Origin of the sequence: Flavobacterium notoginsengisoli (genome assembly GCF_042686225.1) — a bacterium.
Classification (GTDB): domain Bacteria; phylum Bacteroidota; class Bacteroidia; order Flavobacteriales; family Flavobacteriaceae; genus Flavobacterium; species Flavobacterium notoginsengisoli.
On sequence record NZ_JBHUOT010000008.1, the window covers coordinates 127,831 to 143,307 of the forward strand.

Here is a 15,477-nt window from a genome sequence, read left to right on the forward strand (position 1 = left end):
CCTGTAAGTTTTTTACGGGAGATTTATCATTTTTTTTGAATAACTATTATTTAGTATTAAGCTATAAAGGAAGTTTGACAGGATTTAAAAAATTCATAAGCTCTTTTCTCTGCATAAGAATAAGTGGAGTTACGCAACGGAAAAGCACAATGACCTCCATATTTTGGAGTTTCAAGATAAACGTATTCGCTGTCCTTTGCTATAGCTCTTGGATAACATCTTTCACCTAAAAAAGGATCGTCAAGTGAGTTTATAATTAAAACGGGAGTAGTTATATCTTTAAGTGAAAATTCAGGGGAAACGCGCTGATAATAGTCATCACGGCTCGCAAAACCATGAAGCGGCGCAGTAAAATACTGATCGACTTCATCAAAAGTAGAAATTTTTTCTATTTGATCACGGTTTATAAAATCCGGAAACTGAATTGCTTTATATCTCAGCTTTTTTTTAATATCAATTGTAAAGTTTTTTAAATAGACTTTGTTAAAACCTTGTTTGAGTACTTCGGCACTTGTTGCAATATGTGTTGGCACAGAAATCGAAACAGCAGCCTTGATACGAGAATCAATTTTGGTCCATCCTAAATAATTCAAAAGCTGAACACCACCCATCGAATATCCGATAAGATAAACCTCTTCAAATCCTTTTTGCAATGTAAACTGAACTACTTCATTAAGATCATCTACTGCTCCATGATGATAAAGTCTGGGCAATCGGTTCATTTCTCCGCCACAAGTCCGGTTATTCCAGGCAAAAACTGAAAAACCCTGTTCCAGAAAATAAGCCGCACAACTGTTATTATAAGTCCTGCGCGAATCTCCTTCTAAACCATGGCATAAGATAACAGCCTTCTTAGAATTGTTTAGAACAAAATCGACAGTAATGAAATCACCATCTTTTAACTCCAGTTTTTCCCTGATGTAACCAGGAGCTTCAAACTTTTTAATCAAAGCAGCATAAATGGTAGAAACATGCCTGTTGCGATGAATAATAGAAGGAAAGTTATATTCTGATTGTTCAATTATCGGCATAATAAAAGATTTTTACGGTGCGTATTACAAAGCTAAGAAAATACATCGATACATCATTTTAGAACTTTCGTATTTATTTCATTTTTATGAAATTAAAAAAACGGAAGTACAGAAAATGACAGATTTGAATTTACGCAAATACTAAAGTATATAATTGTCATAAATAGTTACCTTTATAACTTGTCTGTAAAGAATAAATAATGACAGAAATTTTCAAAATATTTCGCATAACTGCATCAGAATCTGAAAAAATAATGCAGTCTGTAAATGAACCTCATTCGCATAATTTTGAAGAACTTATTATTGGTAACAAAGGCCAGCTGGAACATTTTATAGATTTCAAATCCAAATTAATCGATGCCCCTTTTATCAGTTTTGTAACCCAGGGAAAAATTCATCGTGCCAAACCTCTTATAAAAGATGGAGAATGCGATATGTGGGTTTTACGATTTAAAAGCGAATTTATTGCCGAAACCACTTTTAGTCTTTATGCCTCTTTTCATGACAAGGCAAACATCAGTATGCAGAGTAATCAGTGTTTCGAGAAGCTGGACATTCTCTGCAAAATGATTCATGATGAACATACTCAGGAAGCACCTGATCTTGCTGTTGTAAGACAGTTATTAAGTGCCTTATTTACAATTATAGAATCGGAAAGGCGCAAACTCAACCTTAATAATGACGAATCTAACAAAATCCAGAGTTCCACTTTTAAAAACTTTCTAAGATTATTAGAAGAACACTATAAGGACTCTAAAGACGTTAATTTCTACGCAGAAAAACTCTTTATGACTTCCCGCAATTTAAACCTCATCTGTCAGAATATTTTACAACAGAGCGTCTCTGAAATAATAGAAACCCGAAAACTTACCGAGGCCAAAAACCTTTTAATGACTACAGATAAAAATATCGCGGAGATTGGTTATGAATTAGGGTTTAACGAAAAAACCTATTTTACACATGCTTTTAAACGTAAATCCGGTATGACTCCTACTGAATTTAGAGAAGAAATGAAGAAACTCCTTTCTTAAAAACACAACCTTTCTTCCGAAAATCGTTACCACATTCTTTCTTATTAATCTGAACTTTGTAATTACAAAAAAAAGATACTCTTAAAAGAACGAATTACAATATAAAATGGATCGAAAAGATTTTCTAAAAACTATGGCAATACTACCAATTGGAGCTGCTGCAATGAAATTGAGCTCTCTTAAAACTGTTTCAGATTCTTTCGCCGCAACAGAAAGAATGCCCGTGCTGTTTCTTGGACACGGAAATCCGATGAATGCTCTTGCTGATAATAGCTTTACGCAGGGTTTTCAAAACATAGCCAAAACGCTTCCGAAACCAAAAGCGATTTTGTGTATCTCAGCACATTGGGAAACCAAAGGAACTTTTGTAACTGCTATGGAAAAACCCGAAACTATACATGATTTTGGCGGTTTTCCACAGGCTCTTTTTGACGTTCAGTATCCTGCTCCCGGAAGTCCCGAACTGGCTTTGGAAACACAAAAACTGATTACTTCAGCTTCTGTTGGATTAAGTAATGACTGGGGTCTTGATCACGGCTGCTGGACAGTGGTAAAATTCCTTTATCCAAATGCTGATATTCCGATTATTCAAATGAGCATCGATTATACCAAACCAGCCTCTTATCATTACGAATTAGGAAAAGAACTGGCTGCTTTAAGACGTAAAGGAATTTTGATTGTGGGAAGCGGAAACTCCGTTCATAATTTACGACTTGCTGCATGGGACAAAATGACGGTTCCGGGTTACGCTTTTGAATGGGCTCATATTGCCAATGAAAAAATGAAAAAGATGATTTTGGAAAACGATCATCAATCTCTGGTAAACTTTGATAAACAAGGAAAAGAGTTTCAACTGGCCGTACCTACTCCGGAACATTATATGCCCTTGCTATACACTTTATCTCTTAGAGAAAAAGATGAAAAAGCCACTATTTTTAACGATGCCATTTTAGCAGGATCATTGAACATGATGTCAGTTAAAATAGATAAAGCATGAGTTTAAACAAATGGTTTTGGATTTCATTTGGAATCCTTATTTCAATTACAATCTTCAGTTTTACACTTATGAATTCAGATATAAAAAATACAAAGCTGCACTATTTAATCAGACAGCCTAAAATTAGAACAGAAAACCCTCCACTACTGATTTTATTGCACGGTGTTGGCGGAAACGAACAAAATCTTTTTTCGTTTGCTCCCGATTTACTTGAAAAATTCGTAGTAGTTTCAGCACGTGGCCCGCTTACTTTTGGAGCAAACAGTTTTGCCTGGTTTCAGGTTGATTTTTCTTCAGGAAAACCTCAAATAAATGAGCAACAAGCCGAAAATGCCCGAAAAATGCTAATCGATTTTATTGAAGACCTGAAAACCGAAATCACTTTTGATGCTAAAGAAGTTTATTTAATGGGATTTAGTCAGGGTGGTATAATGAGTTACAGCGTTGCCCTTACAGCTCCTGAAAAAGTAAAAGGAATTGCTGTTATGAGCGGAAGACTTCTGCCGGAAATCAAACCTTTAATTGCAGATGAAAAACGTCTGGAAAAGCTTAAAATCTTTATTTCGCATGGAAAACAAGATCCGGTTTTAAATTACCAATATGCTACAGATGCTTTAGAATTTCTTAAAACCAAAAACCTAAATCCTGAGTTTCACTCTTACGAAGAAGGACATACTGTAAACAAACAAATGTTTGATGATGTGAATCATTGGCTGAATACCAATATTACTTTATAAAATGCAAAGCAAATTCTGATTTAACGAACACTCTATATACAAAATAGCCCTAATTTTCATTAGGGCTATTTTTATATTCAGGGCTTTACTTTATAAATTGTATAATAAATCCTCCTTTAGGCGCTAAACTATACTTCCAGTTTGAAGTTACAGGATAAGTTTCTACTTTAAAATCCATTAAAGGATCTTTTCCTTCAGAGATAATTCTGAATTTTGAAAAACCTTTGCCGTATTTTTTCAGATCAATTGTTATAGACTGATTTGTATTAGTCCCATTGATACCAACAACATAAGAAAGATTATCTTTTTGACGCGACAACACTAATGCCTTACCTGGTTCACCAATAATACATTCTGTTTTATCCCAGGTCGCAGGCATTTCTTTAAAAAGATTTTTAAGATCGTCTGAAAGCGAAGCAAAAACCTCTTCTGAATCGGCAAAATGGATAATTCCTGAAGTATAAATCATGGTCATAGCCAATTCATGTGCCGCTGTGTTTAAACGTTTATATTTTCTAAAAGTCAAAGCAAAAGGCGTATAATCGGCTGGCCCTGCAACGTTTCTTGTAAATGGCAGTACAGTATTTTGTTCTGCCGCTTTTTCCGGGAATCTTGGCTCATAAAAATAGCTTTCGGTTCCTAAAATAGCCTCTGCTGTTACAAAATTTGGCCATGTTCTATGCCAGCCTCTTGGCATGGTCGTACCGTGAAGGTTTACCAAAAGATGTTCTTTAGCCGCATCTTCAAAAACCGATTGAAGGGTTGCCATTACTTCTTGTCTGTCTGAACACCAAAAATCGATTTTAACCCCTTTTACGCCCATATCAGCCAATTCTTTGAACCTTTTCTTTCTTTTTTCAGGATCGAAATATTCTGAAGAATACCCCCAAACTAAAGGTTTAACTCCTTTAGATAAAGCGTGATCGATAATTTTTCCTTCTTTGTTTGCCTTTTCCCATCCAGCGTCAAAAAGCGTGTATTTAAATCCGAATGAAGCCGAAACATCAGTAAACTTTTTATACATTTCCGGTGTAAAATCTTCAGGATGCGACCACCATGACCAGGCCGCTTTTCCTGTTTCAATCCATGAAGTATCCGTAATTTTAGAAGCCGGAGCTAAATCGGTAATCATCGTTGATAACAAAATATCTCCTGCTTTATCGCCAATCATGATTACTCTCCATGGCATTGTCCAAGGCGAGCTTGATTCAGGATAAGCAATTCCTTTATCGGCTAAAGGCAGTGTGAATTTTTCATCATTTTTAGCAAAAGCAATGCTGTAAATTCCGTCTTTATAATCCGGATTTAAATGACAGCCCGGAAACGAACCGTCTGTTCCTGATTCTGCAATTAAAACCCAATTTTGAGTATTATTTACATTAAAAAGCGCCGGCATACACCAACCTACAGATTCACCTCTTGCACCATTTATAGGATCTCCAGGCTTTACATTAATATAAAAATCCTCATAACCTGGCGTATAATCTCCTGCTTTGTTATAAGGCTGTAACCATCCTTTTGCGTTCTGAGCTATATGAAAACCTGTCAATTCATTCTTAAGTATTCTAGTTTGTTTTTCCTGCTCTGGAAACCTATATCTAAAAGCAACACCTTCTTGGCCTGCAATTAAATCTATTGTCATTAAAGCGCCTTTGCTATTTTTGAACGTAATGCTTTTGCTTTTAAAAACATGATCTGCAACTTTGTTATTCGCAACTTTAAGTTCGTATTTTTCGCGCTTTTCTTCAATTGGCGAAACTTTTACAACAGATAGTCCTGAAGTAAAATCATTATTTTCGAAATTTAATCCAAGAGGCGAATCTAAAATTATCGCCTGGTCTTTGCGGGTAACTTTATAAGACAATTTCCCGTCTTGGCTTAAAGACAGCTCAATCTTATTTTGATTGTCCTTAGACTTAAGAGAAAGTTCTTCGTTTTGTGCTACGCAGCTCGTCAGCATCAAAAATACGGCGGGTATCAGCACGCTTAAAGATCGGTTAAGAAACATTTTTTTCATTTATATAATTATTAGAGGTGATAGTTCTTTTTTTTATTGGATTACATCAAAAGCATAAACAATAGTTTCGTTGTAAACTTGTCCCGATTGGAATATCGTATTCGGAAAATGTTCATGATTTGGGCTATCAGGATAGTACTGGCATTCTAAACAAAGTCCATCAAAAGGGCTGTATAATTTATTATGTTCTCCGATACTATCACAATTCAAATAATCTCCCGTGTATAATTGCACTCCAGGATAAGAAGTATAAACCCGCATTATTCTTCCCGATTTTTCATCGTACAACTCACAGACAGGATTTTCATTTTTAGTATTTCTATCAAAAATATAATAGAGATTAAGTCCGCCATTTTGCATTACATCTTTTAGCTTATCCTTCAAAAACAAATATTCGTCGGCAAGTAAAATTTTTCCGGTCGGAATATAATCGGCTGTACTTTCCAGAATTTTAGATCCCTGAATACTAAGCTGATGATGTTGTATTTTTTCTTTACAAGCAGATAAATTAAAATAAGCATGATTGGTAAAGTTTAGTGGAGTTGGTTCATCGGCTTCCGCCAAAAATTCAATTTTGAGTTCGTTTTGATCCGTCCATTTATAGGTCACTTTTGTTTTTAAATTCCCCGGAAAACCGCCTTCTTCATTTTTACTTTCAAGAGAAAAAATTACGGCATCTTCTTCTACAATAAAATCAAATACTTTGTTATTAAATCCAGCCGAACCACTATGATTATTGTTTTTACCATCGTTTTTATCGAGATGATAGATTTTATTTTCGATAGAAAATGCCGCATTATGAATTCTGTTGGCAAAACGCCCAACAGTTGCTCCTATATAAGATTGATCTTTTAGATATCCTTCTAAAGTTGGGAATCCTAAAACCACATTTTCTTTGTTTCCCATTTTATCCGGCACCACTATGGATTTTACTATGGCACCATAATTAATAAGTTCGACATAGTTGCCGTGACTATTTGTGATCTGAAATTTGAAGATTTCTTTTTCACCATGCCAGCCAAAAGACTCACAAACAATATTATTTGTAGGATTCATATAGTTTTACAAAAAGGTTAAAATCTGTAGTGTTAGTATAGAATTTCAAATTTAGTTTTGATTATTGTTCTCAAAATGGACATTTTTTGTGAAAGCATGGATTAAATTACGATATTTGAAAAACCAGATTCAGGAAAAATGAAAAATGCATCTCAAAAGGAAAAAACAAAAGTCAAAGAAGGTTTTCTGGGACAACGAATGATTGTAATTCCAAAAAACATCCTTTCTATCATAAAAAAGAATCCGCTGATTGCTGGTTTGTATTTTACGGATATTGGTGTGTTTCCTAATGCAAGCCATCATTCCATGAAACGAAAACATGGGAGCAAGCAATACATTTTAATTTATTGTTATAAAGGAGAAGGTATCATAAGCAAAGAAAATAAAACGATAACATTAAAAGCCAATACCTTTTATATAATACCTCCTGAAGTGGCACATGATTATTATGCTTTAAAACAAAATCCGTGGAGTATTTACTGGATTCATTTTACAGGAATTCAGGCACCTTTTTTCTATGATAAATTCATTGCCGAACATCCTGACACTGCACCTCAATTATCACTTGAAGAAAGACGAATTGAACTTTTTGAAAACATTCTTGATGTTATGGAAGACGGTTATAGCGCCAGTAATCTCGAATTTGCCAATCTATCGTTATGGCAGTTATTAAATACCTTTTTGTATGAAAAATTCTTCATTCAAAAGAACCGAAAATTTTCAGAGGATAATACTATAGAATCGGCTATTGACTATATGAAAAAACATCTTGATCTTTCCTTAAAAATTAATGATGTTGCCGCTTATTTTAACTATTCTCCTTCTCATTTTTTTACACTATTTAAGAAGCAGACCGGCTACTCTCCTATACATTATTTCAATTATCTAAAAATGCAGAAAGCCTGTCAATATCTCAGTTTTACGACTATGAGCATAAAAGAAATCAGTTTTAATTTAGGGTTTAATGACCCTTTGTATTTCTCTCGTTTGTTCAAAAAAATCATGAGTACTTCGCCTATACAATATCGAACCGAATACAAGCAGTAACGCAATTGTTTTCGTATTTAAGCATTCAATACCCAAAAATCAGATTATAATCCATCTATTCAAAAAAAATATCCATAAATCAAAGGTTCCTATTCCGCTAATTTTACAAAAGCTATAAAACCTTTTTATGAAAAACTATAATTATACCTTTTTACTATCAATTAGCCTTGTTGCGGCATTGGGCGGATTACTCTTTGGTTACGACTGGGTTGTAATCGGCGGTGCAAAACCATTTTACGAACTTTATTTTGGCATTACAAATTCTCCGGCTTTACAAGGCTGGGCAATGAGCAGTGCGCTTGTAGGCTGCGTTGCGGGAGCAGCCGTTGCCGGAAAATTAGCCGACAGTTACGGAAGACGTCCTATTCTAATCGTTGCTGCCGTATTATTCTCCTTATGTGCTCTTGGAACAGGAGCCTCTGAAACCTTTACCGTATTTATTATCTGGCGAATTATAGGCGGAGTCGGAATTGGAATCGCTTCTACTATTTCTCCTTTATACATTGCAGAAATTGCGCCTCAGGAAACCCGAGGATTATTTGTTTCTATCAATCAGTTAACGGTTGTGATTGGAATTCTTGCTGCGCAGATCACCAATATGTTAATTACTGATGTTATTCCGCCCAATTATTCGCATGAGCAGATTTTAGCTTCATGGAATGGTCAAACAGGCTGGAGATGGATGTTTTGGGCAGGATTTTTTCCGGCAGTACTTTTCTTTATTCTAATGTTTTTGATTCCTGAAAGCCCTCGTTACCTTGCAAAAAAAGGCGGTCATGACAAAGCAGAAAATACTTTAACCAAAATTGGAGGATTGGCTTACGCCAAAGAAGCGATTGCTACCATCAAAGAAACTTTTACAGAAGAAACCGAAAAAACTGATTTTAAAATGCTCCTTGATAAAAGAGCTTTACCCATTCTATTAATCGGAATTGTATTAGCTGCTTTCCAGCAATGGTGCGGTATCAATATCATTTTTAACTATGCTCAGGAAATCTTTGTTTCAGCAGGTTATAGCATTAACGATTTGTTTATGAATATCGTAATTACAGGAAGTATCAATCTTGTTTTTACATTGGTTGCCATGGGAACTGTAGATAAATTGGGACGTAAAAAACTAATGCTTTTTGGTTCTGCTGGACTTGCTATAATTTACGCCTTACTTGGGTATTTTTACTATACCAATGTTACTGGTTTCCCTTTATTATTACTGGTATTATTAGCTATTGCTATTTACGCCATGTCCCTTGCTCCTATTACCTGGGTTATTTTATCTGAAATTTTCCCTAACCGAATCAGAGGTGTTGCAATGTCTGTTGCCACATTTGCACTCTGGATTGCATCTGCACTTTTGGTACAAACATTTCCAATCTTCAACGAATACTTAGGCACATCCGGAACTTTCTGGATCTACGGAATTATCTGTGCTTTAGGATTTTGGTTTGTACTCAAAAAACTTCCTGAAACCAAAAACAAAAGTCTCGAAGAGATTGAAAAACTGATGGTTTCTGATAAAGAATCAAAGAATATTCAATAATTTAAATTTCATTACATCATGCAAAAAGTAAATGTTTGGAAGGAAAAAATAATCCTGCCAACTTATGAGGTGGGCAAACCTGAAAAAAATCCTGTATTTATTGAGAAAAGAGTTTATCAGGGAAGTAACGGATCTGTATATCCTTATCCGGTTATTGAAAAAATCGCTGACGAAAAAACCAATAAAGAATACCAAGCCGTTTATCTTGAAAATGAGTTTGTCAAAATAATGATTCTTCCAGAACTTGGCGGGCGTGTTCATATGGCTTATGACAAAACCAAAGAACGTCATTTTGTATATTACAATCAAGTGGTAAAACCTGCGTTAGTTGGGCTTACTGGACCTTGGATTTCTGGCGGAATCGAGTTTAACTGGCCTCAGCACCATAGACCAACCACTTTTGATCCTGTTGATTTTACTATAGAACAACATGAAGACGGCAGTGCAACTGTTTGGTGCAGTGAGGTAGAACGTATGTTTAGAACCAAAGGTATGGCCGGTTTCCGACTGTATCCAGATAAGGCTTATCTAGAAATTAGAGCGCAATTATATAACAGAACCTCTTTCCCGCAGACTTTTTTATGGTGGGCCAATCCTGCTGTAAAAGTAAATGATGATTATCAATCGGTTTTTCCGCCAGATGTAAATGCTGTTTTTGATCATGGTAAACGTGATGTTTCGTCTTTTCCAATTGCAAAAGGAACGTATTATAAAGTAGATTATTCGCCAGGAACTGATATTTCTCGTTACAAAAATATTCCCGTTCCAACTTCTTATATGGCGATTGCTTCCAAATATAATTTTGTTGGCGGTTACGAAAATGATTCAAAAGGCGGTTTATTGCACGTTGCCAATCATCATGTTTCTCCTGGAAAAAAACAATGGACTTGGGGACACGGCGATTTCGGTCGTGCTTGGGATCGCAATCTTACCGATGAAGACGGTCCTTATATCGAATTGATGTGTGGTGTTTATACCGATAATCAGCCTGACTTTACCTGGATTATGCCGGGTGAACAAAAAGAATTTACACAATATTTTATGCCATATCGTGATTTAGGAGTTGTAAAAAATGCTACTAAAAACGCGATGGTTAATCTGGAAAGTATTGACAACAAACTTGTTATTAAAGCTTACACAACAGGTGTTTATCCAAAAACAACCGTTACTTTAAAAAACAGCGATATTGTTTTATTTCAAAAACAGTATGATGCATCTCCATATAATTCATTTGAAGAAACTATCGATTTTGATCATAACACTTCTTTAGAAGGTTTATCAATTTCTGTGACCGATGCAGATGATAAAGTTCTAGTTGATTGGAATTACGAAGCACAAAACGAAGACGAAATTCCGGAAGCAGCAAAACCTGCACTTGCTCCGGAAGACATCGAAAATAACGAGCAATTATTCCTGACGGCTCAGCATTTAGAACAATACAGACACGCTACTTACAGTCCGATTCCGTATTACGAAGAAGCAATTAGACGTGATTCTGGCGATGTTCGTTCCAACAATGCAATGGGATTATGGCTGATGCGAAGAGCAAAATTCACAGAAAGTGAGCCGTATTTCAGAGCAGCTATAAAAACATTGACACAGCGAAATCCAAATCCGTATGATGGTGAAGCTTATTTCAATTTGGGATTATGTCTTAAATATCAAAACAAAAACAAAGAAGCTTACGATGCTTTTTACAAATCGACCTGGAATGCAGCCTGGCAAAATCAGGGTTATTTCTACGTAGCACAGCTTGATGCATTAAACGGTGATTTTGAACTGGCTTTGGAACACATTCAAAAAGCTATTTCTAAAAATACCGAAGATCATAAAGCACTGCATTTGCAAGTGGCATTTCTTAGAAAATTAAATCAAAAAGAAAAAGCGCTTCAGCTTGCAGGCCATTATTTACAGAATGATTCGTTTAATTTTGGATTGCTATACGAAAAGTATCTTTTAAGTACTGATAAAAAAGATTTGACGTACCTAAATGCATTGATCCGAAATAATATTCATACTTATATTGAATATGCTTTAGATTACAATGCGGCTGGTTTATATGAAGAAGCTGCAGGATTACTAAATGAAGGCCTTAAAGATGAAAATACCTATCCGATGGCGTGGTATTTTGCAGGTTCATTTTATGAAAAATTAAATGATTTCGGTCAAGCCGAAAAATGTTTCCAAATGGCTTCTCATGCAAAACCGGATTATTGTTTTCCAAATCAGATTGAGGCCGCTTTAGTGCTTTCTGAAGTAATTGAAAAACAAACTAATGATGCAAAAGCGTTGTATTATTTAGGAAACTTTTGGTATGCTTCTAAATTCTATGATGATGCTATTTCCTGCTGGGAAAAATCGGTGGCAATAGATGATACGTTTCCAACAGTTCATAGAAACTTGTCATTGGCTTATTATAATAAATTGAATGATGAACAAAAAGCACTGGCTAGTTTGGAAAAAGCATTTTCTCTGGATACAGAAGATTCCAGAATTTTAATGGAATTAGACCAATTGTACAAGCGTTTGAACAGAGATTTAGTCTTTAGACTTGCTTTCTTAGAAAAGCATTTGGAGTTGGTTATTCAAAGAGATGATGTGTATTTAGAGAGAGCGGCTTTATACAATTTATTGGGCAAGCACGATAAAGCACTGACTTTAATAGAAAATAGAATTTTCCATCCTTGGGAAGGCGGCGAAGGAAAAGTAAGCGGTCAATACCTGATTTCTTTGACTGAAATTGCTAAACAGCACATTACTGAAGGCAACTATGATAAAGCCATAGCACTTTTAGAGCAGGCACAAACATATCCTGAAAACTTAGGTGAAGGAAAACTACCGGGCGCACAGGAAAATGATATCCATTATTGGCTTGGAGTAGCTTTCGAAAAGAAAAACAATCTGGAAGAAGCTAAAAACTGGTGGCAAAAAGCAACTCAGGGATTAGAAGAACCTACAGCAGCGATTTTTTATAATGATCAGCAGCCGGACAAAATTTTCTATCAAGGATTGGCTTTCTTAAAATTAAACAATATTGCAGAAGCCAATAAACGTTTTGAAAAGTTCGTTGCTTATGCAGAAAAACATGTAAACGATCATGTTACGATTGATTATTTTGCAGTTTCACTTCCAGATCTTATGATTTGGGAAGATGATTTAGATAAGCGAAACAAAATTCACTGCTTGTACATGAAAGGATTAGGTCTTCTAGGTCTTGATAAAAAAGCCGAAGCTGAGCAGTCATTTAATAGTGTTCTGTCTGAAGAAAAAAGCCATTCAGGCGTTACGATACACCTTTCATTATTAAAAAATAAGGAATCGGTTTCAGTTTAAGTTAGTATTTTAAATAGGAACTAAAGATTAGCTTCGGAGAAGCGAAATATTTATAGTAATTGTATTTATTATTGAGGACAAAGCTCCAGCGGAGCGACATCTTTTTACAATGCTGGTTATTTCGTTCCTCTGGAGCTTATTTGCTTTTACTAATCTTGAAATAGTACACAGATGATACGGATTCGCTAACGCGAAGACGCGGATTAAAACGGATTTTCAATTAATCTTTCTAAATAATTTAAGTAGAAATCCGTTTTAATCCGCGTCTTTACGAAGTAAATCAGTGTCATCAGTGTACTTTTTTAGTTCACTTTTTTCTAATTAATCGGTTTATCGTCTCGTTTAACTCCCCAATTTTTATTTGGTTTCGATCCCATTACAAATTCTAAAACACCGCCATTATCAATATCAGATTGGTGAATAAAAGTCTTTGTATAGCTTTTACCATTTAATTTAGCACTTTGAATATAAATGTTTTCATCTGAAACATTTTTAGCAGTGACTTTAAAAGTCTTTCCATTTTTCAATTCAATAGAAGCTTCTTTCAACAGCGGAGAGCCTATAACATAAGTACTGCTTGCTGGGTTAACAGGATAAAACCCCATTGCGCCGAAAATATACCAAGCCGAAAGTTCACCGCAATCATCATTACCGGAATAGCCTGAAGAAGTTGTATTGTACATTTTATTTAGTATTTCTGCAGTGTATTTTTGCGTTTTCCAAGGCTGACCTGCATAATTGTATAAATAAGCAATATGATGACTTGGCTCATTTCCGTGCGCATATTGACCAATAAAACCCGAAGCATTATCATTTACTTCTTCTGGTTTGTCTTCTAGTGTGAAAAAAGTGTCTAGTTTTTTGGTAAAAGCATGATCTCCTCCAACCAAATTTATAAGTCCTTTTACATCTTGCGGAACATACCAAAAGTACTGCCATCCATTTCCTTCAGTAAACGGATAACCGCCATTGGCTCCATATTTCAGCGGGTCAAAAGGACCAATCCAATTGCCTTTGTCATCTTTTGCCCTGAAAAAACTTATTTCTTTATCGTACAGATTTTTATAAAACTGACAACGTTTTGTAAAATGATTGAAATCATCTATTTTAACCAATTTCTTTGCCAATTCAGCTACACACCAGTCGTCATAAGCCATTTCTAAAGTCAATGAAACTGACTGTGATTTTAAGTTTTCCGGAATATATCCGTACTTTTCCCAAATATTGAATGGCGATCCGGGATGTTCTCGCAACGATGAATTCTTTACGGCTTCAAAGGCTTCTTCGGCATCGATTCCCGGGATTTTTTTCAGTACAGCATCCACAATAACCGGAATCGCGTGATTGCCAATCATACAGTAATTTTCCTGTCCCCATAACTGCCAGATTGGTAAATAGCCAAAAACTTTGTAATATGCCAGCATGCTATTTACAAAATCAGCGGTTCTTTCGGGCTGAATCAAAGTGTACAACGGATGTGCGCCACGATAAGTATCCCACAAAGAAAATGTCGTATAATAAGGCTTGGATGAATTTCTAACTGTAAAATCGGCTGTTGGATAATCTCCACTCAAATCTGATAATGTATTTGGCTGAATGAATGTATGGTACAAAGCGGTATAAAAAATCTGCTTTTGTTCTTCTGTGCCGTCAATTTTTATCTTGCTTAATTCTTTTTCCCAAACGGCATCGGCATTGTTAATTGTTCCGTCAAAATCCCAAGCTGGAATTTCAGTTTGTACATTCAAACGTGCATTTTCGATACTTGTGGCAGAAATTCCCACTTTTACCAAAACTTCCTGCTGTTTTGAAGTATCAAAATCTAATATTGCCCTAATTGCATTGCCATTAACCACTTTTGCATTATCATAAACATTATTCCCGTCTGTAATATGATTACGAATTATAGGCTGTGAAAATTCGGCATGAAAATAAACTTTTCGCATAGGCGCCCAACCCGTAATAATTCGAAATCCTTCAATAGTATGATCATTTGGAAATGATAATTGAGACGCAATAATTCGAGTATTCCAATCCGATTTTTTCATCGAATGCTCTAAATCAACAATGATGTGCGCTTCTTTATTTTTAGGAAAACTGTATTTATGAAAACCCGCATGCGTTGTTGCAGTCAATTCAGCTTTAATCTGATAATCTAAAAGTTCCACGCTGTAATAACCCGGTTTTGCAGATTCCTTATCATGCGTAAACTTAGATTGATAAGCATTCTGCCCTGTTTCTTCCTTTACAATAGCACCACTGAAAGGCATTAGCATAACATCAAATAATTCGGCTACTCCCGTTCCGCTTAAATGCGTGTGGCTAAAACCTGCTATTGTTGTATCGTTATAATTATAGCCACAGGCAACGCTCCAATCTGGTGTGTTTCGGGTGTCCGGACTTAGCTGTACCATTCCGAATGGCACTGTAGCACCAGGATAATTATTTCCTGAAAGCGGCGAACCGTGTGCTGCTCCCGTTCCAATAAACGGATTTACATGAGACGTTGTTTTTTCTGCAGTTTGTGCTCCTAAACTTAATGAGCTTATTATGGCACAAGAGTATAGTATTTGTTTGAATTTCATTTTAGAATAAAGATTTATGAAACATGATTTCATTATTTTTTGAATTGCCTACAGCTTTAGCTGTAGGTTGTTGAGATTGGATTCTAGAAGGGCTTTAGCCAAAATC

General features: G+C 35.5%; 10 protein-coding genes. 6 read left to right on the forward strand and 4 right to left on the reverse strand.

The window, feature by feature from the left end; genetic code table 11:
- Positions 1-56: 56 nt before the first annotated feature.
- Positions 57-1,031, reverse strand: a complete 975-nt coding sequence (locus ACFS3A_RS17960) for a YheT family hydrolase (protein WP_379826947.1) — start codon at positions 1,029-1,031, stop codon at positions 57-59.
- Positions 1,032-1,231: 200 nt separating this feature from the next.
- On the opposite strand from ACFS3A_RS17960, the gene ACFS3A_RS17965 reads away from it, so the two are divergent.
- The 3 genes from ACFS3A_RS17965 to ACFS3A_RS17975 all read left to right on the forward strand — a co-directional run bounded on the left by ACFS3A_RS17965 (position 1,232) and on the right by ACFS3A_RS17975 (position 3,796).
- Positions 1,232-2,062: a helix-turn-helix domain-containing protein gene (locus tag ACFS3A_RS17965; RefSeq protein ID WP_379826948.1), complete on the forward strand. Its 831-nt coding sequence runs from the start codon at positions 1,232-1,234 to the stop codon at positions 2,060-2,062.
- Positions 2,063-2,225: 163 nt separating this feature from the next.
- On the forward strand, positions 2,226-3,059 hold the full coding sequence (ygiD, locus tag ACFS3A_RS17970) for a 4,5-DOPA-extradiol-dioxygenase (protein WP_449267444.1): 834 nt from the start codon (positions 2,226-2,228) through the stop codon (positions 3,057-3,059).
- The gene (locus tag ACFS3A_RS17975) at positions 3,056-3,796 is read left to right on the forward strand and encodes an alpha/beta hydrolase (protein WP_379826950.1); all 741 of its coding nucleotides are present in this window, start codon (positions 3,056-3,058) and stop codon (positions 3,794-3,796) included. The genes ygiD and ACFS3A_RS17975 overlap by 4 nt, the downstream gene beginning before the upstream one ends.
- Positions 3,797-3,881: 85 nt before the next feature.
- On the opposite strand, the gene ACFS3A_RS17980 is transcribed toward ACFS3A_RS17975, so the two are convergent.
- Entirely contained in the window at positions 3,882-5,813 is a 1,932-nt protein-coding gene (locus ACFS3A_RS17980) for a glycoside hydrolase family 97 protein (protein ID WP_379826951.1), read from the reverse strand.
- Between the two features lie 33 nt (positions 5,814-5,846).
- The gene (locus tag ACFS3A_RS17985) at positions 5,847-6,869 is read right to left on the reverse strand and encodes an aldose epimerase family protein (RefSeq protein WP_379826952.1); all 1,023 of its coding nucleotides are present in this window, start codon (positions 6,867-6,869) and stop codon (positions 5,847-5,849) included.
- 138 nt (positions 6,870-7,007) lie between these two features.
- Between ACFS3A_RS17985 and ACFS3A_RS17990 the strand changes: the two genes are divergently transcribed.
- The 3 genes from ACFS3A_RS17990 to ACFS3A_RS18000 all read left to right on the forward strand — a co-directional run bounded on the left by ACFS3A_RS17990 (position 7,008) and on the right by ACFS3A_RS18000 (position 12,786).
- On the forward strand, positions 7,008-7,916 hold the full coding sequence (locus tag ACFS3A_RS17990; RefSeq protein ID WP_379826953.1) for an AraC family transcriptional regulator: 909 nt from the start codon (positions 7,008-7,010) through the stop codon (positions 7,914-7,916).
- 127 nt (positions 7,917-8,043) lie between these two features.
- On the forward strand, positions 8,044-9,453 hold the full coding sequence (locus ACFS3A_RS17995) for a sugar porter family MFS transporter (protein ID WP_379826954.1): 1,410 nt from the start codon (positions 8,044-8,046) through the stop codon (positions 9,451-9,453).
- An 18-nt stretch (positions 9,454-9,471) separates the two neighbouring features.
- Entirely contained in the window at positions 9,472-12,786 is a 3,315-nt protein-coding gene (locus ACFS3A_RS18000) for a DUF5107 domain-containing protein (protein WP_379826955.1), read from the forward strand.
- Positions 12,787-13,103: 317 nt separating this feature from the next.
- Here ACFS3A_RS18000 and ACFS3A_RS18005 read toward each other — a convergent pair whose 3' ends face one another.
- Positions 13,104-15,371 carry a GH92 family glycosyl hydrolase gene (locus ACFS3A_RS18005; protein ID WP_379826956.1) on the reverse strand — a complete coding sequence of 756 codons (2,268 nt, stop codon included), beginning with the start codon at positions 15,369-15,371 and terminating at the stop codon, positions 13,104-13,106.
- Between the last annotated feature and the right edge of the window lie 106 nt (positions 15,372-15,477).

Bases quoted from the DNA above. Each gene is read 5' to 3' on its own strand.
- ACFS3A_RS17960 (WP_379826947.1), bottom strand. From the start codon at position 1,031: ATGCCGATAATTGAACAATCAGAATATAACTTTCCTTCTATTATTCAT.
- ACFS3A_RS17965 (WP_379826948.1), top strand. From the start codon at position 1,232: ATGACAGAAATTTTCAAAATATTTCGCATAACTGCATCAGAATCTGAA.
- ygiD (WP_449267444.1), top strand. From the start codon at position 2,226: ATGAAATTGAGCTCTCTTAAAACTGTTTCAGATTCTTTCGCCGCAACA.
- ACFS3A_RS17975 (WP_379826950.1), top strand. From the start codon at position 3,056: ATGAGTTTAAACAAATGGTTTTGGATTTCATTTGGAATCCTTATTTCA.
- ACFS3A_RS17980 (WP_379826951.1), bottom strand. From the start codon at position 5,813: ATGAAAAAAATGTTTCTTAACCGATCTTTAAGCGTGCTGATACCCGCC.
- ACFS3A_RS17985 (WP_379826952.1), bottom strand. From the start codon at position 6,869: ATGAATCCTACAAATAATATTGTTTGTGAGTCTTTTGGCTGGCATGGT.
- ACFS3A_RS17990 (WP_379826953.1), top strand. From the start codon at position 7,008: ATGAAAAATGCATCTCAAAAGGAAAAAACAAAAGTCAAAGAAGGTTTT.
- ACFS3A_RS17995 (WP_379826954.1), top strand. From the start codon at position 8,044: ATGAAAAACTATAATTATACCTTTTTACTATCAATTAGCCTTGTTGCG.
- ACFS3A_RS18000 (WP_379826955.1), top strand. From the start codon at position 9,472: ATGCAAAAAGTAAATGTTTGGAAGGAAAAAATAATCCTGCCAACTTAT.
- ACFS3A_RS18005 (WP_379826956.1), bottom strand. From the start codon at position 15,371: ATGAAATTCAAACAAATACTATACTCTTGTGCCATAATAAGCTCATTA.